This is a genomic window from Cellulomonas massiliensis JC225 (assembly GCF_000312005.1).
In the GTDB taxonomy this organism is placed as follows: domain Bacteria; phylum Actinomycetota; class Actinomycetes; order Actinomycetales; family Cellulomonadaceae; genus Cellulomonas; species Cellulomonas massiliensis.
This window is the reverse complement of sequence record NZ_HE978588.1, coordinates 6868-33032: the sequence shown is the minus strand read 5'-3', so window position 1 is coordinate 33032 and position 26165 is coordinate 6868. Positions and strand designations below refer to the sequence as shown.

The window sequence follows — 26165 nt, the reverse complement described above, 5'->3', positions numbered from 1 at the left end:
CGCGCGTGGACGCCGTCGCGCTCGCGGCGCACGCGCTCGGCGTCGAGCGCCTGGAGCTGGCCCTGCCGCCGGCCGTCCCGGACGACTTCCCGGCGCGCTACGCCGCGCTCGTCGACCGGCGGCGGCGCCGCGAGCCGCTGCAGCACATCGTCGGCACGGCGCCGTTCCGGTACCTGACGCTCGAGGTGCGGCCGGGGGTGTTCGTCCCGCGGCCGGAGACCGAGGCCGTCGCGCAGGTCGCGGTCGACGAGGCCCGGGGAGCGGCGGACGACGCGCTCGCGCCGCTCGTCGTCGACCTGTGCTGCGGGGCGGGCGGCATCGCCCTCGCGGTCGCGACCGAGGTGCCCGAGGCGACGGTGGTCGCGGTCGACCTCTCGCCGCAGGCGGTCGCCCTCACGCGCGACAACGCCGGACGGGTGGGCGCCCGCGTGCGGGTCGAGCACGGCGACGTCGCCGACCCGGGGCTCCTCGACGACCTCGCGGGTCGCGTGGACGTCGTCGTCTCCAACCCGCCGTACATCCCGCCGGACGCCGAGCCGGTGGACCCGGAGGTGCGCGACCACGACCCCGACCTGGCGCTCTACGGCGGCGGGCCGGACGGGCTCGACGCCCCGCGGGCGGTGCTCGACGCGGCCGCGCGGCTGCTGCGGCCGGGCGGGCTGCTCGTGGTCGAGCACGCCGAGGTGCAGGACGCCGCGCTGCGCGCCGAGGCGACCGTGCGCGGCTTCACCGCCGTCGGGACGCGGCCCGACCTCACCGGGCGGCCCCGGATGCTCGTGGCCCGGCGTCCGGCCGACGCGGCCGCCCCGGTCGCGTCGAGCACCCGGGCGGGCGTGGAAGACTCGCAGCCGTGAACGAGCGCATCCGCCCGGCGCACGACGCGGGCACGTGGGGCGAGGCCATCGACGAGGCGGTCAACGTGGTGACGCGGGGGCGGCTGCTCGTCCTGCCGACGGACACGGTGTACGGCATCGGCGCCGACGCGTTCACCCCGCCGGCGGTCCAGGCCCTGCTCGACGCCAAGGGCCGCGGGCGGCAGATGCCCCCGCCGGTGCTCGTGCCCGAGCTGCGCACGCTCGATGGGCTCGCGCGCGACGTCCCCGACGCGGCGCGCGCCCTCGCCGAGGCGTTCTGGCCCGGCGGCCTCACGCTCGTCGTCCTGGCGCAGCCCTCGCTGGCCTGGGACCTGGGGGAGACGCACGGCACGGTCGCCCTGCGCGTGCCCGACCACCCCACGGCCCTGGCGCTGCTGCGCCGCACCGGGCCGCTGGCGGTGTCCAGCGCGAACCGCACGGGCTCGCCCGCGGCGTTCACGGCCGCCGAGGCGTACGACCAGCTGGGCGACTCGGTCGACCTGTACCTCGACGGCGGCACCGCGCCGGGGCAGGTCGCGTCGAGCATCGTCGACGCCACCGGCGAGCGGCTGCGCCTCGTGCGCGCGGGCGCGATCGACCTCGAGCGGCTGCGCGAGGTCGCCGAGGTCGACGACGCGCAGCCCCCGGGCGGGCGCCCGTGAGGGTCTACCTGCTCGTCGCGCTCGTCGCCGCGGTCGTCACCTTCCTGCTGACGCCGCTGGCCCGCTGGTGCGCGCTGCGCTGGGGTGCCATCACCGCGGTGCGCGACCGCGACGTGCACGCCATCCCGACGCCGCGGCTCGGGGGAGCGGCGATGTTCGTCGGCCTCCTCGTGGCGATCGTCATGGCGAGCCCCATCCCGTTCCTCGCGCGGGTGTACGACAACCCACGGCCGCTCATCGGCATCGTCGGCGGGGCCGCGCTCGTCTGCCTGCTCGGCATCGCGGACGACATCTGGGACCTGGACTGGCTGACCAAGCTCACCGGGCAGGTCCTCGCCGCGGGCTTCCTCGCCTGGCAGGGCGTGCAGCTCTACCAGCTGCCCCTCGGCGACGTGATCCTCGGGTCCACCCGCATGTGGACGTTCCTCACCGTCCTCATCGTCGTCGTCGCGATGAACGCCGTGAACTTCGTCGACGGCCTCGACGGCCTCGCCGCCGGGGTGCTCGCGATCGGCGGCGTCGCGTTCTTCCTCTACTCCTACCTGCTGACCACGCAGACGAACCGGCTCGACTGGGCGAGCCTCGCGTCGCTGGTGATGGCGGCGCTCGTCGGTGCGTGCGTCGGGTTCCTGCCGCACAACGTGTACCCGGCGCGCATCTTCATGGGCGACTCGGGCTCGATGGTGCTCGGCTTCGTGTTCGCCGCCGCCGGCATCGTCGTGACCGGGCAGCTCGACCCCGAGCAGGTCTCGGAGCGCCAGGCGCTGCCGGCGTTCCTCCCGATGCTCCTGCCCGTCGCCGTGCTCGTGCTGCCGCTGCTCGACATGGCGCTGGCCGTCATCCGGCGCATCGGCGCGGGCAAGAGCCCGTTCCACCCCGACCGCATGCACCTGCACCACCGCCTGCTCGCGCTCGGCCACTCGCACCGCCGCGCCGTCGCGATCATGTACGTGTGGACCGCGGTCTTCGCGTTCAGCGCGGGCGCGCTCGTGGTGGTCTCGACGACCACGGTGCTGTGGATGTTCGCCGTCGGCGTCGTCGTCGCGACCCTGCTCACGCTCGGCCCGCTGCGGGGCCGCGCCCGACCGCGCCCCGCCCCGACCCGCCCGGCGGCGCCAGCCGCCACCCCGACCCCGGAGGACGTCCGATCATGACCGACCCCCGCCCCCAGCCCGGCGCCACCCCGGCGCCCCGCGTCACGGAGGCCGAGGCCTCGGCCGCGCTGCGGACCGCGCTGCGCGACATGCTCGTGCTGCTCGGCGCGCTGCTCGTCGTCGGCGTCGTCGTCGGGTACCTCGTCGCGGAGCTCCCGGGCGTCTGGGGCGCGCTGCTCGGGGTCGGCCTGGCGCTCGTGTTCTCCGGCACGACGGTCGTCTCCGTGATGCGGACGACCGGCGAGGGGCCCGCCCGCACGACCGCGGTGATCGTCGGCGCCTGGCTGGTCAAGATGGTGTTCGTCTTCGTCGCGCTGCTGGTGCTCGGCCGGCTGGACTTCTACGACCGCACCGTCCTCGGGCTCGTGCTGCTGGCGGGCGTGATCGGCTCGGCGGTGCTCGACCTCCGGGCCGTCCAGCGCGCGCGCGTCCCGTACGTCGAGCCGACCCCGGACGGCGGCCCGGAGGTCCGTTGACAGCCGGTGCCCGGGGCGCCCGCGAGGACGGAGCACGGGCGAACGTAGGCTAGGCTTCCAGCCACAACCACGACGGCCAGGTGCCGCTCGCATGCCCGCACTGCCGCGGGGAGCGTCGCCCTCGACCTTCAGGAGACCGCCCTGTCCAGCCTCGCGACGATTGTTCCGCTCGCCGCGGACGACCACGGCAGCAGCAGCGGGTTCCACGCCCCGTCGCTCGCCGACTTCTTCCCGCCCGCGGTGCTGTTCGAGGGCACGCCGTTCGAGATCAACCGGATCATGATCGTCCGGTTCATCGGCGTCGCCATCGTGGTCCTCGTGTTCTGGCTCGCCGCGCGCAGCGCCAAGCTCGTGCCCGGCCGGTTCCAGAACGCCGTCGAGATGGGCCTGGACTTCGTCCGCGGCCAGATCGCCGTCGAGATCCTCGGCGAGAAGCTCGGGCGCAAGTACTTCCCGATCCTGGCGACGATCTTCTTCTCGATCTTCATCTTCAACATCACGGGCGTCGTGCCGTTCCTCAACATCGCCGGCACGTCGGTGGTGGGGCTGCCGCTGATCTTCGCCCTGTGGGTGTTCGTGCTCTACATCGGCGGCGCGGTGCGCAAGCTGGGCCTCGGGGGCTTCCTCAAGAGCAGCCTCTTCCCGCCCGGCGTCCCGAAGCCGCTCTACCTGCTCCTGACGCCGATCGAGGCCCTGCAGGTCTTCCTGCTGCGGCCCGCGACCCTGGCGATCCGGCTCCTCGCCAACATGATGGCGGGCCACCTGCTGCTGGCGCTCTGCTTCTCGGCGACGTCGTTCTTCTTCTTCCAGGCCGCGGGCGGGATGAAGGTGTTCGGCCTCGTCACGCTGCCGGCCGGGTTCGCGTTCTTCGGCCTCGAGGTCTTCGTCGCGCTGCTGCAGGCGTACGTGTTCTCGATCCTCACGGCCGTCTACCTGCAGATGACGCTCGAACCGGAGCACTGACCGACCTCGCACCACCGCGGAGGTCGACTCCGAGCTCCGCCCCGGACCGTCGCGTCGCACGACGCGCACACGAAAGGAACCACCTCAGTGGAGATCACCGGCAACCTCGCCGTCATCGGTTACGGCCTGGCGACCCTCGGCCCCGGCATCGGTCTGGGCTTCCTGTTCGGCAAGACCATCGAGAGCATGGCGCGCCAGCCCGAGATGGCCGGCCAGCTGCGGACCACGATGTTCATCGGTCTGGCGTTCGTCGAGGTGCTGGCCCTGCTCGGCATCGTGACCCCGTTCATCTTCCCGTGATCCACGCACTCGCCGGCGCTCTGGTCGCAGCGGAGGAGGGCGCCGCGACGCCCAACCCGCTGCTGCCGGAGACGTACGACATCGTCTGGTCGCTCGTCATCGTCGTCGTGCTCGGCTTCTTCTTCACGAAGTACGCCATGCCGAAGTTCACGGCGATCCTCGACGAGCGCACCGCGAAGATCGAGGGCGGGCTCGCCAAGGCCGAGTCGGCGCAGGCGGAGGCCGCGGCGGCGCTGGAGCAGTACAACCAGCAGCTGCTCGAGGCCCGCACGGAGGCGGCGCGCATCCGCGAGGAGGCGCGCGCCGAGGGTGCGGCCATCGTGGCCGAGTCGCGCACGCGGGCGCAGGCCGAGGCGGCGCGCGTCGTCGACAACGCGCAGCGTCAGATCGACGCGGAGCGCCAGCAGGCGGCCGTGTCGCTGCGGGCCGAGGTCGGCGCGCTGGCGACCGAGCTCGCGTCGAAGATCGTCGGTGAGTCGCTCGCGGACGAGGCGCGCCGCTCGCGCGTCGTCGAGCGCTTCCTCGACGACCTCGAGGCGAGCGTGGCCGCGGACGCAGGTAAGGGGAACTGATGCGTGGGACGAGTCGGGCGTCGCTGGCGGCGGTGGAGGAGCGGTTCGAGCCGGTCCTGACCGGTGCCGGGACGCAGGCCGCGGCGATCGGCGAGCAGCTCTTCGCGTTCGTCGACGCGCTCGACCACTCCGGCTCGTTGCGCCGGACGCTGGCGGACCCGTCGGTGCCGGGCGACCCCAAGGCCGGTCTCGTGGCCCAGCTGCTCGGCCAGGCCGACCCGGCCACGGTCGCCGTCGCCCAGGACCTCGTGCGCTCGCGCTGGTCCGCGGACGGCGACCTGGCCGACGCCGCCGAGCGGCTGGGGTTCCACGCGCTGCTCGCCTCCGCGGAGGCGGCGGGCTCGCTCGACCGCGTCGAGGAGGAGCTCTTCCAGCTCACGCGCGCCCTGTCGGGCCAGCGTGAGGTGCGCCAGGCGCTGTTCGACGACGCCGTGCCGGGCGCGGCGCGCGCGCAGCTCGTCGACCGGCTGCTCGCCGGCCGCGCCGACACCGTCACGGCGGCGCTCGCGCGGCGCGCCGCGTCCGCTCCCCGCGGGCGCCGGTACGTGGCGACCCTCGGCCACCTGGCCGACCTCATCGCCGAGCGCCGGCAGCGCTCGGTCGCGACGGTGACGACCGCGACCGACCTGACGGCCGCGCAGCGCACGCGCCTCGCCGACATCCTCACGCGGGCCTACGGCCGCCAGGTGCAGATCAACGAGGTGCACGACCCGCACGTGCTCGGCGGGCTGCGGATCCAGGTGGGGCCGAACGTCGTGGACGCGACGGTGCTCGCCCGGCTCGCGGACGCACGCCGACAACTAGCCAGCTGACCTGCACACCCGCGCGCGCTGCGCGCACCCACGGACCACCCGCACGCGACCCGTGCGGTAGATGAGGAGAAGAGCGATGGCTGAGCTCACGATCCGGCCGGAGGACATCCGCGCCGCTCTGGACAGCTTCGTCAAGTCGTACGAGCCGACGGGTGCCGTCTCGGAGGAGGTCGGGCGCGTGACGCTCGCCGCCGACGGCATCGCGCAGGTCGAGGGCCTGCCGGGCGCGATGGCGAACGAGCTGCTGAAGTTCGAGGACGGCACGCTGGGTCTGGCGCTCAACCTCGACGTGCGCGAGATCGGTGTCGTCGTGCTCGGCGAGTTCACCGGCATCGAGGAGGGCCAGGAGGTCCGCCGCACGGGCGAGGTGCTGTCCGTGCCCGTCGGCGAGGGCTACCTCGGCCGCGTCGTCGACCCGCTGGGCAACCCGATCGACGGCCTCGGCGCGATCGAGTCCGAGGGCCGCCGCGCGCTCGAGCTCCAGGCCGCCGGTGTCATGCAGCGCAAGAGCGTGCACGAGCCGCTGCAGACCGGCATCAAGGCGATCGACTCGATGATCCCGATCGGCCGCGGCCAGCGTCAGCTCATCATCGGCGACCGCCAGACGGGCAAGACCGCGATCGCGATCGACACGATCCTCAACCAGAAGGCGAACTGGGAGTCGGGCGACCCGCAGAAGCAGGTCCGCTGCATCTACGTCGCCATCGGCCAGAAGGGCTCCACGATCGCGTCCGTCCGCGGCGCGCTCGAGGAGGCCGGCGCGCTCGAGTACACGACGATCGTCGCGGCGCCCGCGTCCGACCCGGCGGGCTTCAAGTACCTCGCCCCCTACACCGGCTCGGCCATCGGCCAGCACTGGATGTACCAGGGCAAGCACGTCCTCATCGTCTTCGACGACCTCTCCAAGCAGGCCGAGGCCTACCGCGCGATCTCGCTGCTGCTGCGCCGCCCGCCGGGCCGCGAGGCGTACCCCGGTGACGTCTTCTACCTGCACAGCCGGCTGCTCGAGCGCTGCGCGAAGCTCTCGGACGACCTGGGCGCGGGCTCGATGACCGGCCTGCCGGTCATCGAGACGAAGGCGAACGACGTCTCGGCGTACATCCCGACGAACGTCATCTCGATCACCGACGGCCAGATCTTCCTGCAGTCCGACCTGTTCAACGCGGACCAGCGCCCGGCCGTCGACGTCGGCATCTCGGTGTCGCGCGTCGGTGGTGCGGCCCAGGTCAAGGCGATGAAGTCGGTCTCCGGCACGCTGAAGCTCGACCTCGCGCAGTTCCGGTCGCTCGAGGCGTTCGCCATGTTCGCGTCCGACCTCGACGCGGCGTCGCGCGCCCAGCTCGCGCGGGGCTCGCGCCTCACCGAGCTGCTCAAGCAGCCGCAGTACTCGCCGTACCCGGTCGAGGACCAGGTCGCGTCCATCTGGGCGGGCACCAAGGGCAAGCTCGACGACGTCCCGATCGAGGACGTCAAGCGCTTCGAGTCCGAGCTGCTCGACCACCTGCGCCGCAACACCGACGTGCTCAGCGTGATCGCCGAGACCGGCAAGCTCGAGGAGTCCACCGAGCAGGCGCTCGGGTCGGCCGTCGACGAGTTCCGCGCCGGCTTCCTCAAGGCGGACGGCTCGCCGCTCGTCGGCGGCGCGCAGGACGAGCCCGAGGTCGAGGTCGACCAGGAGCAGATCGTCCGGCAGAAGAAGGCCTGACGGATGGCAGGTCAGCAGCGCGTCTACAAGCAGCGCATCAAGTCCACGCAGGCGCTCAAGAAGATGTTCCGGGCGCAGGAGCTCATCGCTGCCTCGCGCATCGGGAAGGCGCGTGACCGCGTGAGCATGGCGGCGCCGTACTCGCGGGCGATCACCCGCGCGGTCTCGGCCGTGGCGACCCACGCGCACGTGTCCCACCCGTTCCTCGCGGAGCGCACGGACACGACGCGCGTCGCGGTGCTGCTGCTCGCCTCCGACCGCGGGATGGCCGGCGCGTACTCCGCGTCGGTCATCCGCGAGACCGAGCGGCTCATCGAGCAGCTGGAGGGCGACGGCAAGCAGGTCGTCCTCTACGTCTCGGGGCGCCGGGCGCAGGCGTACTACCAGTTCCGCGGCCGCACGGTGGAGCAGGCGTGGACCGGCCACACCGACGCGCCGGGCACCGACGTCGCGGGGGAGATCTCGCAGACGCTGCTCGCGCGGTTCACGGCGGACGGGGACGAGGGCGGCATCGCCGAGGTCCACGTCGTGTACACGGAGTTCGTCAACATGGTGACGCAGCGCCCCCGGGTGATCCGGATGCTGCCGATCGAGATCGTCGAGGGCGTCGCCCCGGCCGACGAGGCCGAGTCCCTGCCCCTGTACGAGTTCGAGCCCGACGCCGCGACCGTGCTGGACCAGCTCCTGCCGCGCTACTTCCGCGCCCGGGTGTTCGCGTGCCTCCTGCAGGCGGCGGCGTCCGAGCTCGCCGCGCGCCAGCGGGCGATGCACACGGCGACGGAGAACGCCGAGGACCTCATCCGCACCTACACCCGGCTGGCGAACCAGGCCCGCCAGGGTGAGATCACCCAGGAGATCAGCGAGATCGTCTCCGGCGCCGACGCGCTGGCCTCCTGACACCAGACCACCGACCAGTCGCGGGGTGACGAGCCCCGACCAACGAAGGCAGGCACCACATGACCGCCACCACCGTCGACGCGACGGCCGCCGACCAGGGCGCGCCCGGCGTCGGTCGCATCGCCCGGGTCATCGGCCCGGTCGTGGACATCGAGTTCCCCCCGGACCAGATCCCCGACATCTACAACGCGCTCCAGGTGGACGTCGACCTGTCCACGCAGGGCGAGGGCGAGTCGAAGTTCACGATGACGCTCGAGGTCGCGCAGCACCTCGGCGACTCGCTCGTGCGCGCGATCGCGCTCAAGCCGACCGACGGTCTCGTCCGGGGCGCCCAGGTGCGCGACACCGGCGCGCCGATCTCGGTCCCGGTGGGCGACGTGACCAAGGGCAAGGTCTTCAACGTCATCGGCGACGTCCTCAACCTCCCCGAGGGCGAGACGCTCGAGATCACCGAGCGCTGGCCGATCCACCGCAAGCCCCCGGCCTTCGACCAGCTCGAGTCGAAGACCCAGATGTTCGAGACCGGCATCAAGGTCATCGACCTGCTCACCCCGTACGTGCAGGGCGGGAAGATCGGCCTGTTCGGCGGTGCGGGCGTCGGCAAGACCGTCCTCATCCAGGAGATGATCCAGCGCGTCGCGCAGAACCACGGCGGCGTGTCCGTGTTCGCCGGCGTCGGCGAGCGGACCCGTGAGGGCAACGACCTCATCGTCGAGATGGAGGAGGCGGGCGTCTTCGACAAGACGGCCCTCGTCTTCGGCCAGATGGACGAGCCGCCGGGCACGCGTCTGCGCGTCGCCCTGTCCGCGCTGACGATGGCGGAGTACTTCCGCGACGTGCAGAAGCAGGACGTGCTGCTCTTCATCGACAACATCTTCCGGTTCACGCAGGCCGGCTCCGAGGTGTCCACGCTGCTCGGGCGCATGCCCTCCGCGGTGGGCTACCAGCCGAACCTCGCCGACGAGATGGGTCTCCTGCAGGAGCGCATCACGTCGACGCGCGGCCACTCGATCACCTCGCTGCAGGCGATCTACGTGCCGGCGGACGACTACACCGACCCGGCGCCGGCGACGACGTTCGCGCACCTCGACGCCACCACGGAGCTCTCGCGCGAGATCGCGTCCCGCGGTCTGTACCCGGCCGTGGACCCGCTCGCCTCGACGAGCCGCATCCTCGACCCGCGCTACGTGGGCCAGGAGCACTACGACGTCGCCACCCGCGTGAAGTCGATCCTCCAGCGCAACAAGGAGCTGCAGGACATCATCGCGATCCTCGGCGTGGACGAGCTGTCGGAGGAGGACAAGACGGTCGTCGCGCGCGCCCGCCGCATCCAGCAGTTCCTCTCGCAGAACACCTACATGGCCGAGAAGTTCACGGGCGTCGCCGGCTCGACGGTGCCCGTGGCCGAGACGGTCGAGGCGTTCAAGCGCATCGCCGAGGGCGAGTTCGACCACATCGCCGAGCAGGCGTTCTTCAACATCGGCGGGCTCGAGGACCTCGAGCGCAACTGGGCCCGCATCCAGAAGGAGTACGGCGTCTGACACGCCGCGGAGGGCGCCGGCACCCCGGCGCCCTCCGGCGTGCCAGCCCGTGACGGTGGGGCCCGAGGGTCCCGTCGTCCCCCAGCAACGAAGGAGGACCGGTGGCGAGCTTCGAGGTCGACATCGTCGCGACCGACGGCAAGGTGTGGTCGGGCACGGCCCGCCAGGTGTCGGCGCCCGCCGCCGACGGTGAGATCGGCATCCTCGCCGGGCACGTCCCGGTGCTGACGGTGCTCAAGCCGGGCGAGGTGCGGGTGTTCCCGGAGGGCGGCGGCGAGCCGCAGCGCTTCGACGTGCCCGGCGGCTTCCTGTCGTTCGACGAGAACGTCATGACGCTCGTGCTGGACTCGTCCGCGACCGACCACTCCTGGTCGACCGCCGACGCGCGTCGCTCCTGACGGCAACGGATGAGCGGACTCCACCTCGCGGTCACGGTGGGCTGCGTCGTCCTCGTGCTGCTGGTCGTCGCGGCCGGTCTGTGGCTGAGCCGTGACGCGACGCTGAGCGGACGCGTGGGCTCGTTCCGGTGCGGCTACCGCGCCGTCGGCGGCCGGCACTGGGCGGCCGGGACGGTGCAGTACGGCACGCACCGCCTGTACGTCTGGCGGCGCTGGTCGCTGCTCCCGCGGCCGCGGTTCACCTGGCCGCGAGCGGGGATGCAGGTCGTGGCCCGCACCTGGGTCGACGCCTCCGCGACGTCGGCCCGCGACGACGTCGTCGTGCGGTGCCGCGTGCGCTCGGGCGCCTCGTCGCGCGAGGTGGAGCTGCGCATGTCGGGTGGCGCGTACGCCGGGCTGACGTCGTGGCTCGAGGCGACCCCGCAGCAGGTGGGGAGCGTGATCTGAGTGCGGCTCGTCGTCGCGTCGTGCGCCGCCCGGTACTCGGGCCGGCTCAACGCCTCGCTGCCGCGCGCGACGCGCCTGCTCGTCGTGAAGGCCGACGGCTCGGTCCTGCTGCACTCCGACGGCGGCTCGTACAAGCCGCTCAACTGGATGAGTCCGCCGTGCACGCTCGCGGTGGGCGACCCCGACGACGCGCAGCGCGCCGCGGGCGTCAGCCAGCTGTGGACCGTGCAGCACCAGAAGTCGGACGACCGCCTCGAGATCGAGCTGTACGAGGTGCACCACGACTCGGCGCACGAGCTGGGCGTCGACCCGGGGCTGGTCAAGGACGGCGTGGAGGCGCACCTGCAGGAGCTGCTCGCCGCGCAGATCGCGCTGCTGGGCTCGGGCCACACCCTGGTGCGGCGCGAGTACCCCACCGCGATCGGGCCGGTCGACATCCTGGCGAAGGATCCCGCCGGCGGCACGGTCGCGGTGGAGATCAAGCGCCGCGGCGACATCGACGGCGTGGAGCAGCTGACGCGCTACCTCGAGCTGCTCAACCGCGACCCGCTGCTCGCCCCGGTCCGCGGCGTGTTCGCCGCGCAGGAGATCAAGCCGCAGGCGCGCGTGCTCGCGACCGACCGGGGCATCGGCTGCCTCGTGCTCGACTACGACGCGATGCGCGGCGTGGACGACGTCGACTCGCGTCTGTTCTGACCGCCCGCACGGACGCGGGAGGCGGGTCTGAGACGATCGACCTGAGACGATCGAGCTCCCCTGCGAGAGGACGACCGTGAGCGACCAGCAGCCCGTCCCGTCCGACCCGGACGCGCCCCGCCCGGACGAGGCCGGCGCGCCCCGCACGGACGCGCCCGCCGCCGGGCCCGCCGGTCGGAACCTGACGCCCGGTCAGGTCGGGCTGCTGAACCTGCGCTGCCTCGCGGTGCTGGCGGGGGGCAACGGGGTGCTGGCGCTGGTCGGGGTGGCGCTTGGCAGCGGGAGCGGCGGCGACGACACCGGCGCGGTCCTCTACATCCTGGGCCTCGCGCTGCTCATCGCGGCCGGCGTCGTGGCGGTCGTCGGCTTCCCGGCCGGGCTGCTCGTCGCCCGCCTGCTGCGCGGTCGCGGCGACGGTGCCCACCTGCTGGCGTACGCGGTCACGGGGGCGGTCCTCGCGCCGCTGCTCGTCGCGCTCGTCGGGTGGACGAGCCCGGGGGTGCTCGGCGCGTTCGCCCTCGAGGGGCTCGCGGGGGCGGGCGGCGGCGCGGCGTGGACGCTGCACCGGCTGCGCCGGCCCCGGCCCCCGCGCGTGCCGCGGACGGTGCCGGACGAGCTCGTCGAGGACGCCGAGGCCGACTGGCTGCGGGCCGCCCGCCAGGACTGACGGGACCGGCCGGGTCGGGGTGGCCGGTCGAGGGACGAACGGCGCCCCGCGGCCCCGTGGCGGTACGCCAGGATGGGACCGTGACCGCCGATCCTGCTCCCGTCCTGCTGCGCGGCAGCGTCGTCACCCCCGCGGGGGTCCTCGAGGACGGGGTGGTGGTCGCCGAGGGCGGCACGCTCGCGTGGGTCGGTCCCGCGGCCAAGCTGCCGTCTCGGTGGTCCGCGCCGGAGGCGACCGGCGACCTGCTGCTCCCCGGGCTGGTCGACGTCCACTGCCACGGCGGGGGCGGCGCGAGCTTCCCCGACGCGGCGGACGCCGACGAGGTGTGCACCGCGGCGCGCGAGCACCTGCGGCACGGCACGACGAGCCTCGTGGCGTCGCTGGTCACGGCGGACAGGGACGTCCTGCTCGCGCGCACGGCGCTGCTCGCGGACGCCGTGGACGCGGGCGAGCTCGCCGGCATCCACCTCGAGGGCCCGTTCCTCTCCCGCGCCCGCTGCGGGGCGCAGAACCCGGACGACATGCTGCCGGGCGACCCGGGGCTCGTGCGGGCGGTTGCCGCCGCCGCGCGGGGGCACCTGGTCACGATGACGGTCGCCCCCGAGGTCGAGGGGGTGAGCGCGGAGGCGGGCGACGTCCTCGAGGCGCTGGTCGCCTCGGGCGCCGTGCCGTCGGTCGGGCACACCGACGCGTCCAGCGAGGTGGTGGAGGCGGCGGTCGCCCGTGGCTTCGACCTGCTGGCGACGACCGACGGCGCCCGCAGCCGGCGGCTCACCGCCACGCACCTGTTCAACGGCATGCGGCCGGTGCACCACCGCGACCCGGGCCCGGTGCTGGCGTCGCTCGCCGCGGCAGGCCGGCACGAGCTGGTCGTCGAGCTGGTGGCGGACGGGACGCACCTGGCCGACGCGACGGTGCGCTCGGTGTTCGACCTCGTCGGGGCGGACGGCATCGCGCTGGTGACGGACGCGATGGCCGCTGCGGGGATGCCCGACGGCGACTACCAGCTCGGGCCGATGGCGGTGCGCGTCGCGGACGGCGTCGCGCGCCTCGTGACGGACGACGGCTCGGCGGGGGCGATCGCCGGCGGGGTCGCGCACCTCCTGGACGTCGTGCGTCAGGTGGTGGGCGCGGGCGTGCCGCTGGTGGACGCCGTGATCGCGGCGAGCGCCACGCCGGCCAGCGTGCTGGGCCGGGCGGACATCGGGGCCCTGGTGCCGGGCCGGCGCGCCGACGTGCTCGTCGCCGACGGTGACCTGCGCCCGCTGCGCGTCCTGCGCGACGGTCGCTGGGTCGCCTGAGGCCGCCGGGCCGGGCTCAGGCGGGGGCGGGGCCCGTGGTCGCGCGCACGGTGAGCTGCGGCGACAGCAGCCGCGTCTCGGCCGGGGCGTCGCCGTCCAGGTGCGCCATCGCCATCTCGACCGCGACGCCGCCGATGGTGGTGGCGGGGATGTCGACGGCCGTCAGCTGCTGCGGCTGGCCGAGCGCGACGTCCTGCGGGCAGATCGCGACGACGGAGACGTCCCGGGGGACGTCGAAGCGCCGCTCGCGCAGCGTCGCGAGGACGCCCGGCAGCGCGACCTCGTTGTGCACGATCAGCCCGGTCACGCCGGGCAGCCGGGCGAGCACGCGGTCGAGCGCGTCGACGGCGCCGGCGTGGGAGGACTCGCACGGCTCGAACACCGCCTCCAGGCCGAGGTGCGCGGCCTCCTGCTCGAACCCGCGCACGGTGCGCTGCGCGTAGGTCGTGTGCCGGTCGAGCACGATGCGCGGCGACCCGAGCAGCGCCACCCGCCGGTGCCCGAGCGCGGCGAGGTGCGCGACCGCGGTCCGCGAGGCCGCCTCGAAGTCCAGGTCGACGCACGAGAGCCCGGCGGGGTTGCGGGGGAGGCCGATGAGCACGGCGGGCTGTCGCTGGCTGCGCAGCACCGGGATGCGCGGGTCGTCGGCCTCGACGTCCATCATGAGCAGGGCGTCGACCATCGAGCCGGCGGCGACGCGGTCGACGCCCGTGACGTCGTCCTGCGTGAGGAGCAGCACGTCGTGCGCGAAGTCCCGTGCGCGCGTGACGACGCCCGTGACGAACTGCATGATGACGCCGACGTTGACGTCGACGCGCAACGGCGCCATGAGCGCCAGCACGTTGGTCCGGGACGACGCGAGCGCGCGGGCGCCCGCGTGCGGGCGGTAGCCGAGGTCGCGCACGGCCCGCTCGACGCGCGCGCGCGTCGCCGCGGAGATGGGGCGCTTGCCCGACAGGGCGTACGAGACGGTGGAGACGGACACGCCGGCGGCGCGGGCGACGTCGTCGATCGTCGTCACGGTGTCCTCCCGGCGGGTGCGCAGCGGTCGTCGGTGGTGCGGGTCTGCTGTCCCTGTCGCGTCGCCGCTCGCCGAGCCAGGGCTGCCGGTCCGGGCGGTGTGACCGCGGCGACGCCGCCGCGCGCGCTCACCCTAGCGCCGCGCCCGGCCCGGGCGGTGCACCGCGTCGTCGCGGCCTGTCGAGGGTCATGGTGGACCGAAGCGCTTCGACGGCGCAAGCAGGTCACGATTCTGCATACCCTCTGAACGAATGGGTGGACAACGGGCGTCGGGAAGGCGTACGTTGTCGAAGCGCTTCGACGATCGGCCGGCACGCACGCGGGTCGATCCGACATCCACTCGACGAGGAGAACCAGGATGAAGACACGCCGTTGGGCCGCCGTCGCGGCCGTCGCGCTCCTGAGCCCGCTCGCGCTGGCCGCCTGCAGCAGCGGCGGCGGGGGCGGCGGAGGCGACGAGGACGCCGACACGCTCACGATCTGGCACTACGAGGGCGACGACTCCGCCATGGCCCAGGCCTGGAACAAGGCCATCGAGATCTTCAAGACCGAGCACGAGGGCGTCGAGGTCAAGGTCGAGAAGCAGACCTTCGAGCAGATCCAGAAGAACGCCAAGATCGTCCTGACGGGCGACGACGTGCCGGACGTCATGGAGTACAACAAGGGCAACGCGACCGCCGGCCAGCTCGCCGCGCAGGGTCTGCTCACGTCGCTGACCGACGTCGCGAAGGAGAAGGGCTGGGACCAGAAGGTGTCCGGTTCGCTCGCGACCACGGCGACGTACGACGAGGACGGCCTCATGGGCTCGGGCGACTGGTACGGCGTGCCGAACTACGGCGAGTTCGTCCAGGTCTTCACGAACAACGACCTCTTCGAGGAGAACGGCATCGAGGTGCCGACCACGTTCGAGGCGTTCGAGCAGGCGCTCGCCGACTTCAAGGCCAAGGGCGTGACCCCGATCGCGACCGCCGGCGCCGAGTACCCGCTCGGGCAGCTCTGGTACGAGCTCGTCCTGCACTACGGCGACCGTGCGCTCGTCGACGACTACCAGCTGTTCGCGAAGGACGTCGACTGGCAGGGCGACGCCATGACGCAGGCGACGGCCAAGCTCGACGAGTGGATCAAGAAGGGCTACATCGCCTCCGACTCCGCGGGCCTGACCGCGGAGGACATGGGCACGTCGTTCATCGCGGGCAAGTTCCCGATCATGGTGTCGGGCTCGTGGTGGTTCGGCCGCCTGGCCGCCGAGATCCAGTTCGACTGGGGCCAGCAGCTCTTCCCGGGCAACACCCTGCACCCGGGCTCCTCGGGCAACCTGTGGGTGGTGCCGACCAACGCGAAGTCCAAGACGCTCGCCGAGGACTTCATCGACATCACGCTGCGCCCCGAGGTGCAGAACGTGCTCGGCGAGAAGGGCGGCCTCCCGGTCGCCGGTGACCCGTCGACCATCACCGACGAGAAGACGAAGGTCCTCACGCAGAACTTCGCGGACGTCGTCGACCAGGACGGGCTGGCGTTCTACCCCGACTGGCCGGTCGCGGGCTTCTACGACGTGATCGTCAGCCAGCTGCAGTCGCTCGTGAACCAGTCCAAGACGCCGGACGAGGTGCTCGGCGGCCTGCAGGAGGCGTACGAGACCGGCAAGGCCGACCTGCTCGACCAGTGACCGCGCGGCCCCGGGGCGTCCCGCACGCCCCGGGGCCGTCCGGCCCGGCCCGGCCCGCACGGCGGGACCGCGACCGGGCGGAGGAGGAACGATGACGTCCGAGACCCTCGAGGCCCGCGCCGACGCGGCCACGGCGGCGCCCGCGCGCCGGCGGCGCCGCACGCCGCACTGGGTGCCCTACCTGCCCTATCTCGTGCCGGGCCTGATCGGCTTCGTCGCGGTGATCGGCATCCCGTTCGTGATGAACGTCTGGTACAGCCTGCACAAGTGGAAGGGCGGGCTCGCGCCGATGACGTTCATCGGCGTCGAGAACTACGCGAACCTGCTGCACGACGAGCAGTTCTGGACGTCGTTCCGCAACTCCGTGTCGATGATCGTCGCGATGGTCCTCGTCCCGACGCTGATCGGGCTCGTGCTCGCGGCGGTGCTGTTCGACTACCTCGGCAAGAAGTTCGGCTCGCGCACCGCGGCCGTCCTGCGGGCGACCTACTACCTGCCGCAGATCCTGCCCGTCGCCGTCGCGGGCGTGCTCTGGAACTGGATCCTCAACGCGCAGACCGGCGCGGTGAACGAGTTCCTGCGCTCGATCGGCGTCACGAACCCGCCGAACTGGCTGGGTGACCCGGCCACCGCGATGCCGAGCGTCATGCTCGTGCTCGTCTGGGTGCAGATCGGCTACCCCGTCGTCATCTTCATGTCGGCGCTGCAGCGCGTGGACCCGGAGCTGTACGAGGCGGCGGAGCTCGACGGCGCCAACTGGTGGCGCCGGTTCCGGGCCATCACGATCCCGCAGATCCGCCCGGAGACGTTCGTCGTCGTGCTGACGTGCACGGTCGCCGCGCTCAAGGTCTTCGGACCCATCTACGTCCTGACGCGGGGCGGCCCCGAGGGCTCGACCCTCGTGCCGTCGTACTACTCGTACCTGAACTTCTTCGACAAGTCGAAGGTCGGCTACGGCGCCGCGATCTCGAACGTGCTGACCCTGGTCATCCTCGTGGTGGCCGTCGTGATCCTCGTGGCGCAGTCGCGCAGCGAGCGCAAGGAACGGGAGGGCGTCTGATGGCCGTCACGACCGCCGACGTCGCCGCCGTCAAGGCGTCCCGGGTCGACCAGCGTCACCGCACGGGCGCCGCCCGCTGGGGCGTGCTCGCGGGCGCCGTCGTCGTCGCCGTCGTCATGCTGGTGCCGTTCGCGATCATGCTGCTGAACGCGTTCAAGTCGCCGGGCGACTACTCGCAGAACGGTCCGCTGTCCTGGCCGCAGGCCCTGTACTTCGAGGGCGTGCAGAACTTCTGGACGCGCACCGACTTCCCGCAGAAGCTGTGGAACTCGTTCCTCATCTCGGGCGTCGTCGCGGTCGCCGGCACGCTGCTGTCGCTGCTGAACGCGTACGCGATCGGTGTGGGGCGCATCAAGGGGCGCCTCTGGGTCGTCACGGTGTTCCTGCTGGCGACGATGCTGCCGCAGGAGGCGCTGATCTACCCGCTGTTCACGATGGCGCAGGAGGTCGGCCTGTCGAACTCGCCGTGGTCGGTGATCATCATCTTCACCGTCATCCAGTCGGCGTTCGGCACCTACCTGCTCGCGTCCGTGCTCGGCACGTTCCCGCCGGCGCTGCTCGAGGCCGCCGCGCTCGACGGCGCGGGGCGCTGGACGGTGCTGTGGAAGGTCGTCTTCCCGATCGTCCGGCCGACGCTCTCCGTCCTGATGATCTTCTTCTTCATCTGGACGTGGAACGAGTTCTTCATCCCGCTGGTCATGCTCACCACCAACGACACCCAGACGGTCCCGGTCGCGCTCGCCTCGCTGCAGGGCGACCGGATGATGGACGCGCCCACGACCAACGCCGGCGCCCTGATCTCCCTGCTCCCCGCGCTGATCTTCTTCCTGATCTTCCAGCGCACCCTCACGCGCGGCGTCACCGCCGGCTCGGTCAAGTAAGAGGTCCACATGAAGTTCACCGACGGCTACTGGCAGCTGCTCCCCGGCGTCAGCGTGCTGCGCCCGAAGGACGTGGCGGACGTCGAGGTGCACGACGACCGCCTCGTCGTGCACAGCTCCACGGCGCCGATCACCAAGCGGGGCGACACGCTCAACCGGCCGCTCGTCACCGTGACGTTCACGAGCCCGATGGACGACGTGATCGGCGTCCGGATCGAGCACCACACCGGCGGCGTCGACCGCGGCCCGCACTTCGCGCTCGCCCACGAGGACGCGGACGTCAAGGTGACCGCACCGCAGGACGGGTTCGCGACGTTCTCGTCGGGCGGGCTGACGGCCCGCGTCGGGACGAGCGGCGCGTGGGACGTGCAGTTCCTGTCCGGCGGCCGCGTGCTGACCTCGTCGTCGGCCCGCTCGATCGGCGTCGTGCGCGACGCGCAGGGCGACCCGTACGTGCACGAGCAGCTCTCGCTGGGCGTCCGCGAGCACGTGTACGGGCTGGGGGAGCGGTTCGGCGCCTTCGTCAAGAACGGGCAGACCGTCGACGTCTGGAACGAGGACGGCGGCACGTCGAGCGAGCAGGCGTACAAGAACGTGCCGTTCTTCCTGTCCGACCGCGGGTACGGCGTGCTGGTCGACGACCCGGGCCGGGTCTCGTTCGAGATCGGGTCGGAGTCGGTCTCGCGCACGCAGTTCTCGGTGCCGGGCAGCGTCCTGCAGTACTACGTCGTCGGCGGCCCGACGCCCAAGGACGTGCTGCGCCGCTACACCGCGCTCACGGGCCGGCCGGCGCGCGTGCCGGCGTGGTCGTACGGCCTGTGGCTGTCGACGTCCTTCACGACGGACTACGACGAGGCCACCGTCACGTCCTTCGTGGACGGCATGGCCGAGCGCGACCTGCCCCTGAGCGTCTTCCACTTCGACTGCTTCTGGATGCGGGCGTTCCACTGGACCGACCTCGTCTGGGACCCGGCGACGTTCCCGGACCCCGAGGGGATGCTGGCGCGGCTCAAGGCCAAGGGCCTCAAGATCTGCGTCTGGATCAACCCCTACATCGCACAGCGCTCGCGCCTGTTCGCGGAGGGGAAGGAGCGCGGCTACCTCGTGCGCCGGGCGGACGGCTCGGTGTGGCAGTGGGACCTGTGGCAGGCCGGCATGGGCCTGGTCGACTTCACCAACCCCGACGCCGTCGCGTGGTTCACCGGGCACCTGCGCGAGCTGCTCGGCCAGGGCGTCGACTGCTTCAAGACCGACTTCGGCGAGCGGATCCCGACGGACGTCGTCTACCACGACGGGTCGGACCCGGTCGGGATGCACAACTACTACACGCACCTCTACAACAAGGCGGTCTTCGACCTGCTGGTCGAGGAGCGGGGCGAGGGCGAGGCGGTGCTGTTCGCCCGCTCGGCGACGGTCGGCGGGCAGCAGTTCCCGGTGCACTGGGGCGGCGACTGCGAGTCCACCTTCGAGGCGATGGCCGAGGAGCTGCGCGGCGGCCTGTCCCTCTCGTCGTCGGGCTTCGGCTTCTGGAGCCACGACATCGGCGGGTTCGAGGGCACGCCCGACCCGGCCGTCTTCAAGCGCTGGCTCGCGTTCGGCCTGCTCTCGTCGCACAGCCGCCTGCACGGCTCGGACTCCTACCGGGTGCCGTGGGCGTTCGACGACGAGGCCGTCGAGGTGACCCGGCGCTTCACGCACCTCAAGCACCGGCTCCTGCCCTACATCGCGCAGCTCGGCGAGCAGGCGCACGCCGAGGGGCTGCCGGTGATGCGCCCGATGGTGCTCGAGTTCCCGGACGACCCGGGGGCGGCCACCGTCGACACGCAGTACATGCTCGGCCCGGACGTGCTCGTCGCTCCGGTGTTCTCCGCGGAGGGGGACGTCGACGTGTACGTGCCGGAGGGCACGTGGACCTCGCTGCTGAGCGGCGAGCAGGTGACCGGCCCGCGCTGGGTGCGCGAGCGGCACGGGTTCGACTCGCTGCCGGTGTACGTCCGGCCGGGCGCCGTGGTGCCCTTCGGCGCCCGGACGGACCGTCCGGACTACGACTGGGCCGACGGCGTGACGCTGCGGGTCTTCGAGCCGGCCGACGGCGCGCGGACGGTGGCCACGGTGCCGGCCGTCGACGGCGGCGAGCCCACCACCTTCGTGGTCGAGCGCACCGGCGAGCGGCTGCAGGTGCGGGCGCGAGGCGCGCGCGGGCCGTGGTCGGTGCGGGTCGAGCCCGCCGGCGGCCGCGCGCCTGTCGAGGCGTCGGCCGCGGCCGGCGAGGACGTGCTCAGGCTGACGCTCTGAACGGCGCACGACGGCAGGGGCGGGGGCTCGGCGCCACGGCGGCGGGCCCCCGCACCGCGTCGTGCGAGAGCGTTCCCACACCTGCTATCGTAACGATTCGATCCTGACGATCCCGGCCACCGCGGCACCCTCCAGCGCCCTGACGGGCACGCCGCGGCCCGGCACCACCGGCCCCCGCCCCGACGCCACGAGGACGTGACCATGACGACGACCCGACCCTCCGGACGACAGTTCCCCGCCGACTTCCTCTGGGGCTCCGCCACGGCCGCGTACCAGGTCGAGGGCGCGGCGCAGGAGGACGGCCGCGGTCCCTCCATCTGGGACACCTTCTCCCACACGCCGGGCAAGACCCTCGGTGGCGACACCGGCGACGTCGCGGTCGACCACTACCACCGCGTGGCCGAGGACGTCGCGATCATGCGCGACCTCGGGCTGCAGGCGTACCGGTTCTCGGTGTCGTGGCCGCGCGTCCAGCCGACGGGCTCGGGCGAGTTCAACCAGGCCGGCCTGGACTTCTACTCGCGCCTCGTCGACGAGCTGATCGCCGCCGGGATCAAGCCGGTCGTGACCCTCTACCACTGGGACCTGCCGCAGGCGCTCGAGGACGAGGGCGGCTGGACGAACCGCCGGACGGCCTACCTCTTCGCCGAGTACGGGCGCCGCCTCGCCGAGGTGCTGGGCGACCGCGTCCACCTGTGGACGACGCTCAACGAGCCGTGGTGCTCGGCCTACCTCGGGTACGCCTCGGGCGTGCACGCGCCGGGCGTCACCGACGAGGTCGCGGCGCTGCGCGCCGTGCACCACCTCAACCTCGGCCACGGCCTCGCCGCGCGTGCGATCAAGGACGTCCTCGGTCAGGACACGCCGGTCTCCGTGACCCTCAACCTGCACGTCACGCGCGCGGCCAGCGACGCGCCGGAGGACCTCGAGGCGAAGCGCCGCATCGAGACCATCGGCAACGAGGTGTTCCTCGGCCCGATGCTCGAGGGCGCCTACCCCGCGGAGCTGTTCACGGACACCGCGTCGATCACCGACTGGTCGTTCGTCGAGGACGGCGACCTCGAGACGATCCGGGTGCCGCTCGAGGTGCTCGGCGTCAACTACTACTCGACGAACCGCGTCAAGCACGGCCACTTCCTCACCGGCGACGGCGAGCCCGGGCCCGACGGGCACCGGCTCTCGTCCCGCACGCCGTGGGTCGGCGCCGACGACGTCGAGTTCGTCGCCCAGCCGGGCCCGCACACCGCGATGGGCTGGAACATCGAGCCCCAGGGCCTCGTGGACCTCCTGCTCGAGCTGCACACGCGGTACCCCGGGCTGCCGCTGGCGATCACCGAGAACGGCGCGGCGTTCGTCGACGAGGTCGGCGAGGACGGGCGGGTCCACGACCAGGACCGCGTCGACTACCTGCACGACCACCTGGACGCCGTGGCCGCCGCCATCGAGGCGGGCGCCGACGTGCGCGGCTACTTCGTCTGGTCGCTGTTCGACAACTTCGAGTGGGCGTACGGCTACGACCGCCGCTTCGGCGTCGTCCGCGTCGACTACGACACGCTCGAGCGCACGCCGAAGGACTCCGCGCGCTGGTACGCGCAGGTCGTCCGGACCTCCACCGTGCTGGACGCGCAGGTCGCTGCCGGGCTCTGACGCACCACGACGACGGCCGCCGTCCCCGCACGGGGCGGCGGCCGTCGTCGTGCGGGCCTGCGGCGGTCCGACGCCGGCGGGGGAGCCGGTCAGGCGGCGCCCACGACGACGTCGAGGCGCACGACCTCGCCCGTCCGGCGGAACACCGCGGCGCTGAGGTCGGCGTCGAGCTCGTCCCCGGCCCGCTCGACCCGTCGGCCGTCCGCCAGCACGGCCGTGACGGACGACGCCGCCCCGCGCCGCACGACCACCGGCACCTGGCACACGGTGAGCGCGAGCGAGCCGGCCGGCACGTCGACCTCGCGCTCGACGCCGCTCGGGTCGGTGCACCGCAGCGTCGTGGCCCGCGGGACCCACTCGTCGTCGCGCAGGAGCAGCGGCCGGACGACGATCCTGCCGCCCCGCACGCCGAGGCCGAGCTCGGCCGGCCGCGTGAGCAGCTCCTCCTTCACCTGCCCCGTCATGCCGGGCTGGCGCGCTCCCGCGCCCGCCGGCGTGTGCGAGTAGGGGTCCACGGGGAACGCGCCGTACACCGCGGCGCTCTTGCGGTACCCCAGCCCGTCGCGCACGTCGTCGTACGCCGCGCGCAGCCCCCGGGCGCTCGCCGCGTCGCCCGCCTCCCCGGCCGCCTGGGCGTTCTCCTGCACGGCGAGCAGGAGCTTGGAGACCATGTGCCAGTAGATGCTGCCCAGGCCCTCGTACGCGAAGAACGAGCCCGAGCGCCCCGTGAACTGCGAGTGCCGGAACACGCGCTCGAACGTCTCGAGCAGCGCGGGCCGGCCCCGCTGCACCTCGTCGGGGTCCAGGCCCGCGCGTGACGGCAGCGCCGCGAGCGCCGCCTCCACGTCCCGGACGTTGTGGATGCCGGGGGCGAACCGGAAGACGCCGTGCACGTCGCGGCGGGCGACCGAGCGGTCGCCGACGCCGTCCAGGCGCTCGAGCAGGGGCGTCGCGGCGGCCAGGTCGGCCGGGACGGCGTTGCGCTCCAGGAACGAGGGCAGCTCGCGGTCGGGGTACAGCAGGTAGCTGTGCTGGTCGGCGCGGTAGAGCCGGCTGCGCCGCAGGGCGCCGACGAGGTCGAGCGCCTCCGCCGGCGTGAGCAACCCGGAGGAGAGCACGGCCACCTGCCCCTCCAGCATCTCCTGCAGGTGGCCGACCGCGGCGCGCCCGTCGCGCAGGTCGAGCAGGTCGTAGGAGTGGAAGAGCCCGTCGGGGCGGCGGTTCGCCCGCAGAGCGGCGTCCACGTAGCGCTGCGCCACGTCGAGCAGCGCCCGGACGTCCGGCGCGGCGACGGTGACGCGGCCGGCGCCGAGGCCCGCGTAGGCGCGGGCGCGGAACCGCGTGCCCGCCGCCCCGAGCGCGTCCATGACGGCGCGCCGTCCGGCGTCGTCGAAGCCCCCGTCGGCGCGGGCGGCGTGGGTGTCGAGCGTGCCCCGGACGTCGGCGAGCAGGTCGGCCAGCTCCGCGGTCAGCGTCACGTCGTGCCCGAGCAGGTCGCGCGCGAGCGTCAGGCAGCGTCGCAGGTACGCGAGCGTGACGACGGAGACGCCCTTGCCCACCAGGGCGTTGTTGGCGTCGTTCCACTCCGGGCGCTGCGTGTTCATCCAGATGCCCGCGTCCGGGACGAGGTTCACGAGCTTCGCCAGGACGAGCGAGAGCAGCTTCTCGCCGAGGGTGGCCCGCACGAGCCCGCCGCCCGCGTCGTGCACCAGCCGCCCGTCCGCGCCCTCGTCGGCCACGCGGGCGAGGACGCGCCGCTCGGCGTCGTCGTCGAACGTGATCGTGGCGATCGGGTCGTCCACCATCGCGTCGTACGGGGCGATCCGGTACGGCACGTCGGCGTAGGTGTACACGGCGCGGTCGGCCGCCGCCGCGAGGCGGCCCGGGTGGTACCGCTCGGACGCCTCGAGCAGCTTCACCAGGTAGACGATCTGGTGGTCGCTCCAGTAGCCGATGTTCGCCCACGGGTTCTCCGGCTCGGGCACCTCCCAGTCCACGCCCGCGCGCGAGATCCGGTACGGGTTGTAGCCGTCGACGGTCGTCGCGTCGAGGAACACCGCGACCATCGACTCCACGTACTCGGGGAACGACGTCGCGAGCGCCTCCCAGTTCTGGAAGATGTCGCGCCAGTTGCCCTCGAACTCGACGCGCGGCGTGCCGTCCTCGTCCTGCAGCGCGATGCGGAACCTGTTCCACGGGCGGCTCGGGTCGCCGTGGCGCCGGCTGAAGACGAGCGGCAGGTACTCCCGGACCAGGCGCTCGAGGTCGAGGTCGCCCGTCGCGCGGGCCCCCGCGACGAGGGCGTCGACACGCCCGCTCGCCGGCAGCGCCGCCAGCCACCCCGCGCAGCGGTGCGCGGTGCGCGGGCTGCGCTGCTCGACGAACGCCCGCACGTCGTCCCCCCGCACGTCGTAGCCGTCGACGGGCACGCCGCCGCGCATGATGTTGAACAGCACGTTGGCGCCGTGGTGCGCGCAGGCGATCTCGTCGCCGGTGAGCTGCACGCCGTCGGCGCCGGCGACCAGCCGCTCCAGCTCGGCGCGCGTCCGGACGACGTCCTCGTGCAGCGCGCGGGCGCAGTCCGTCGGCGACGCGAGCTCGGCGCCCAGGCGCACGACCTCGGCCGCATCCTGCTCGACGTCGGCGACCACGTCCCACGCGCGCCGGCCCCCCGCGGGCACGGTCAGCGCCGCGTGGACGAGGTAGGCGGCGCGGCGGCCGCGCATCGCGGGCTCGTCGGCCACCGGGCGGCCGGCGGCGAAGTCGGTCGCGGCCGTGCACGTGAGCGCGTGACCGAGCACCTCGTCCGCCGGGAGGCCCGACTGCCACGCCACCGTGGCGGCCAGCGACTCGCTCGGGTCCGCGCGGTCGGTCAGCGTCGAGTTGAGGTACAGCACCGCGAGCCCCGTGGCGGGGTCGACCTCGGCCCGCTTGTACGCGTCGAGCAGACTGCTGAGCTCGCGCTGCGTCTGCACCGTGACGCCCGCGGGGAGCAGGTCGACGAAGCCGTCGAGCACCTCGACGCGGGCGGCGGGGCCTGTGGAGGCCAGCTCGACGCCGCGGACCAGGCCGTAGCGCGCGCTCGTGCGCCAGCTGACGCGGACCCGCAGACCCAGGTCGGCGCGGGTCTCCTCGAGGACGAGCGTCGTGCCCAGGAAGTCCTTGTACAGCGCCCGATCGGCCGCCGGGTCCCCGGGCCGCCGGACGGCGAAGGGCTGCCAGTGGTGCAGCGCCCCGTCGGGAGTGGTCACGCGCAGGAGGGTCAGGCCACCGGTGCGCCCGGCGCCGTCGCTCACCTTGTCCTCGGTCGCGTACGGGAACAGCGCGTGGTCGGCGTCGCCGCGCCCCGCGGTGAGACCGCCGGTGCTCGAGACGAACACCCACAGGTCGCTCGCGCTGACGAGCGTCATGAAGAACGGGGGGAGCTCGTCGTAGGCGCCGATCCGGTAGAACCGACGCCCGTCGAGGTCGACCGGACCGTCGCCGTCGCGCGCCGCGGGCGGCGCGGCACCCGCGCCCGAGGAGCCCGCTCCGGGGGCGCGGGCGCCGTCGGGGGCCGAGCCCGCGCTCGCGGTGGTGGCCTGCAGCGTCATGCGGCTCCCCTCCTGTGGGGTCCGTCGGGCCGGGTCGGTGCGACCGCTCATGCTCGGGTCGGGGGCGTCGGTGCCGGCGTCCGTGAGCGGGGGTATGGTCGCGCTCCCACACCCTGGCACCCGGGGCGTCCCGCGAGCAAGCGACCGGCGCGTCGCGCGCGTGTCGGCGCCCGGCCGGGCGTCGTCCGCCTCGCGCGTCGCCCGGACGGGGGATGATGGAGCGGTGCCCCGCAGCCGCCGCTCGACCAAGCGCCCGTACGCCGCGGCGCACGTCGAGCTGGACGTCGACCGCGCCACGGGGGGTCGCTCGTCGGTGAGCGCGCCCGACGGCGAGTGGGTCGTCCAGCGCGTGCGGGGGTCCGACCGGGAGTACCGCTGCCCGGGCTGCGACCAGCTCGTCCGGCCCGGCACCGCCCACGTCGTGGCGTGGCGGTCGGACGCCCTACTGGGCGACGGGGTGGAGCACCGCCGGCACTGGCACGCGTCGTGCTGGGACGCCCGCGGCCGCCGGGGGCCGACCCGCCGATGACGCCCGCCCGCCCCGAGCCGGCCAGCCCC

At 73.3% G+C, this 26165-nt stretch carries 24 protein-coding genes; 22 read left to right on the top strand and 2 right to left on the bottom strand.

Annotation, left to right across the window (positions count from 1 at the left end):
• From prmC to HGCM_RS00105, 16 genes are all read left to right on the top strand, one after another.
• Positions 1-854 (top strand): peptide chain release factor N(5)-glutamine methyltransferase (gene prmC / locus HGCM_RS16175; protein WP_147572922.1); only part of this gene is annotated, 854 nt, incomplete at its 5' end.
• A complete protein-coding gene (locus HGCM_RS00180; RefSeq protein WP_019134880.1) occupies positions 851-1516 on the top strand; it encodes an L-threonylcarbamoyladenylate synthase in 666 nt (221 codons plus the stop codon). The genes prmC and HGCM_RS00180, both read left to right, overlap by 4 nt.
• Positions 1513-2670 carry an MraY family glycosyltransferase gene (locus HGCM_RS00175; RefSeq protein ID WP_019134879.1) on the top strand — a complete coding sequence of 386 codons (1158 nt, stop codon included), beginning with the start codon at positions 1513-1515 and terminating at the stop codon, positions 2668-2670. The genes HGCM_RS00180 and HGCM_RS00175 overlap by 4 nt, the downstream gene beginning before the upstream one ends.
• Positions 2667-3146, top strand: coding sequence for a Cg1360 family ATP-synthase-associated protein (locus HGCM_RS00170; RefSeq protein WP_019134878.1), 480 nt, complete (start codon positions 2667-2669; stop codon positions 3144-3146). Before HGCM_RS00175 ends, HGCM_RS00170 begins: the two co-directional genes overlap by 4 nt.
• A gap of 240 nt (positions 3147-3386) precedes the next feature.
• Entirely contained in the window at positions 3387-4109 is a 723-nt protein-coding gene (atpB, locus tag HGCM_RS00160) for a F0F1 ATP synthase subunit A (RefSeq protein ID WP_019134876.1), read from the top strand.
• An 87-nt stretch (positions 4110-4196) separates the two neighbouring features.
• Positions 4197-4409, top strand: coding sequence for an ATP synthase F0 subunit C (gene atpE / locus HGCM_RS00155; RefSeq protein WP_019134875.1), 213 nt, complete (start codon positions 4197-4199; stop codon positions 4407-4409).
• On the top strand, positions 4406-4981 hold the full coding sequence (locus HGCM_RS00150) for a F0F1 ATP synthase subunit B (RefSeq protein WP_019134874.1): 576 nt from the start codon (positions 4406-4408) through the stop codon (positions 4979-4981). The genes atpE and HGCM_RS00150 overlap by 4 nt, the downstream gene beginning before the upstream one ends.
• Positions 4981-5793, top strand: a complete 813-nt coding sequence (locus HGCM_RS00145) for a F0F1 ATP synthase subunit delta (protein ID WP_026075140.1) — start codon at positions 4981-4983, stop codon at positions 5791-5793. The genes HGCM_RS00150 and HGCM_RS00145 overlap by 1 nt, the downstream gene beginning before the upstream one ends.
• Before the next feature lie 76 nt (positions 5794-5869).
• A complete protein-coding gene (atpA, locus tag HGCM_RS00140; RefSeq protein WP_019134872.1) occupies positions 5870-7498 on the top strand; it encodes a F0F1 ATP synthase subunit alpha in 1629 nt (542 codons plus the stop codon).
• 3 nt (positions 7499-7501) lie between these two features.
• Positions 7502-8395 carry a F0F1 ATP synthase subunit gamma gene (locus tag HGCM_RS00135; RefSeq protein ID WP_019134871.1) on the top strand — a complete coding sequence of 298 codons (894 nt, stop codon included), beginning with the start codon at positions 7502-7504 and terminating at the stop codon, positions 8393-8395.
• Between the two features lie 59 nt (positions 8396-8454).
• The gene (gene atpD, locus HGCM_RS00130) at positions 8455-9936 is read left to right on the top strand and encodes a F0F1 ATP synthase subunit beta (RefSeq protein WP_019134870.1); all 1482 of its coding nucleotides are present in this window, start codon (positions 8455-8457) and stop codon (positions 9934-9936) included.
• Positions 9937-10037: 101 nt separating this feature from the next.
• A complete protein-coding gene (locus tag HGCM_RS00125) occupies positions 10038-10334 on the top strand; it encodes a F0F1 ATP synthase subunit epsilon (protein WP_019134869.1) in 297 nt (98 codons plus the stop codon).
• A 9-nt stretch (positions 10335-10343) separates the two neighbouring features.
• Positions 10344-10781: a DUF2550 family protein gene (locus tag HGCM_RS00120; protein WP_019134868.1), complete on the top strand. Its 438-nt coding sequence runs from the start codon at positions 10344-10346 to the stop codon at positions 10779-10781.
• The gene (gene nucS / locus HGCM_RS00115; RefSeq protein WP_019134867.1) at positions 10782-11477 is read left to right on the top strand and encodes an endonuclease NucS; all 696 of its coding nucleotides are present in this window, start codon (positions 10782-10784) and stop codon (positions 11475-11477) included.
• 76 nt (positions 11478-11553) lie between these two features.
• Complete coding sequence (locus HGCM_RS00110; protein ID WP_019134866.1) at positions 11554-12144, top strand: hypothetical protein; 591 nt, start codon at positions 11554-11556, stop codon at positions 12142-12144.
• Positions 12145-12224: 80 nt separating this feature from the next.
• The gene (locus HGCM_RS00105; RefSeq protein ID WP_019134865.1) at positions 12225-13445 is read left to right on the top strand and encodes an N-acetylglucosamine-6-phosphate deacetylase; all 1221 of its coding nucleotides are present in this window, start codon (positions 12225-12227) and stop codon (positions 13443-13445) included.
• Between the two features lie 16 nt (positions 13446-13461).
• On the opposite strand, the gene HGCM_RS00100 is transcribed toward HGCM_RS00105, so the two are convergent.
• Complete coding sequence (locus tag HGCM_RS00100; RefSeq protein WP_019134864.1) at positions 13462-14466, bottom strand: LacI family DNA-binding transcriptional regulator; 1005 nt, start codon at positions 14464-14466, stop codon at positions 13462-13464.
• Between the two features lie 357 nt (positions 14467-14823).
• Here HGCM_RS00100 and HGCM_RS00095 point away from each other — a divergent pair, with 357 nt between their 5' ends.
• From HGCM_RS00095 to HGCM_RS00075, 5 genes are all read left to right on the top strand, one after another.
• Complete coding sequence (locus tag HGCM_RS00095; protein WP_019134863.1) at positions 14824-16131, top strand: ABC transporter substrate-binding protein; 1308 nt, start codon at positions 14824-14826, stop codon at positions 16129-16131.
• Positions 16132-16222: 91 nt separating this feature from the next.
• A complete protein-coding gene (locus HGCM_RS00090) occupies positions 16223-17191 on the top strand; it encodes a carbohydrate ABC transporter permease (protein WP_019134862.1) in 969 nt (322 codons plus the stop codon).
• Positions 17191-18072, top strand: coding sequence for a carbohydrate ABC transporter permease (locus HGCM_RS00085; protein ID WP_019134861.1), 882 nt, complete (start codon positions 17191-17193; stop codon positions 18070-18072). Before HGCM_RS00090 ends, HGCM_RS00085 begins: the two co-directional genes overlap by 1 nt.
• 9 nt (positions 18073-18081) lie before the next feature.
• Positions 18082-20367 (top strand): alpha-xylosidase, encoded by a 2286-nt coding sequence (yicI, locus tag HGCM_RS00080; protein WP_019134860.1) that lies wholly within the window; start codon positions 18082-18084, stop codon positions 20365-20367.
• A 201-nt stretch (positions 20368-20568) separates the two neighbouring features.
• The gene (locus tag HGCM_RS00075) at positions 20569-22014 is read left to right on the top strand and encodes a GH1 family beta-glucosidase (protein WP_019134859.1); all 1446 of its coding nucleotides are present in this window, start codon (positions 20569-20571) and stop codon (positions 22012-22014) included.
• Between the two features lie 89 nt (positions 22015-22103).
• Here HGCM_RS00075 and HGCM_RS00070 read toward each other — a convergent pair whose 3' ends face one another.
• Positions 22104-25607, bottom strand: a complete 3504-nt coding sequence (locus tag HGCM_RS00070; protein WP_019134858.1) for a 1,3-beta-D-glucan phosphorylase, GH149 family — start codon at positions 25605-25607, stop codon at positions 22104-22106.
• Positions 25608-25830: 223 nt separating this feature from the next.
• On the opposite strand from HGCM_RS00070, the gene HGCM_RS00065 reads away from it, so the two are divergent.
• Positions 25831-26136, top strand: coding sequence for an Rv1322 family protein (locus tag HGCM_RS00065; protein ID WP_019134857.1), 306 nt, complete (start codon positions 25831-25833; stop codon positions 26134-26136).
• Positions 26137-26165: the final 29 nt, after the last annotated feature.

What these genes read in the sequence shown, in the direction of transcription:
- HGCM_RS00170 (WP_019134878.1), top strand. Translation starts at nt 2,667, where the DNA reads ATGACCGACCCCCGCCCCCAGCCCGGCGCCACCCCGGCGCCCCGCGTC.
- HGCM_RS00145 (WP_026075140.1), top strand. Translation starts at nt 4,981, where the DNA reads ATGCGTGGGACGAGTCGGGCGTCGCTGGCGGCGGTGGAGGAGCGGTTC.
- atpA (WP_019134872.1), top strand. Translation starts at nt 5,870, where the DNA reads ATGGCTGAGCTCACGATCCGGCCGGAGGACATCCGCGCCGCTCTGGAC.
- HGCM_RS00135 (WP_019134871.1), top strand. Translation starts at nt 7,502, where the DNA reads ATGGCAGGTCAGCAGCGCGTCTACAAGCAGCGCATCAAGTCCACGCAG.
- atpD (WP_019134870.1), top strand. Translation starts at nt 8,455, where the DNA reads ATGACCGCCACCACCGTCGACGCGACGGCCGCCGACCAGGGCGCGCCC.
- HGCM_RS00120 (WP_019134868.1), top strand. Translation starts at nt 10,344, where the DNA reads ATGAGCGGACTCCACCTCGCGGTCACGGTGGGCTGCGTCGTCCTCGTG.
- HGCM_RS00095 (WP_019134863.1), top strand. Translation starts at nt 14,824, where the DNA reads ATGAAGACACGCCGTTGGGCCGCCGTCGCGGCCGTCGCGCTCCTGAGC.
- HGCM_RS00090 (WP_019134862.1), top strand. Translation starts at nt 16,223, where the DNA reads ATGACGTCCGAGACCCTCGAGGCCCGCGCCGACGCGGCCACGGCGGCG.
- HGCM_RS00085 (WP_019134861.1), top strand. Translation starts at nt 17,191, where the DNA reads ATGGCCGTCACGACCGCCGACGTCGCCGCCGTCAAGGCGTCCCGGGTC.
- yicI (WP_019134860.1), top strand. Translation starts at nt 18,082, where the DNA reads ATGAAGTTCACCGACGGCTACTGGCAGCTGCTCCCCGGCGTCAGCGTG.
- HGCM_RS00075 (WP_019134859.1), top strand. Translation starts at nt 20,569, where the DNA reads ATGACGACGACCCGACCCTCCGGACGACAGTTCCCCGCCGACTTCCTC.
- HGCM_RS00070 (WP_019134858.1), bottom strand. Translation starts at nt 25,607, where the DNA reads ATGACGCTGCAGGCCACCACCGCGAGCGCGGGCTCGGCCCCCGACGGC.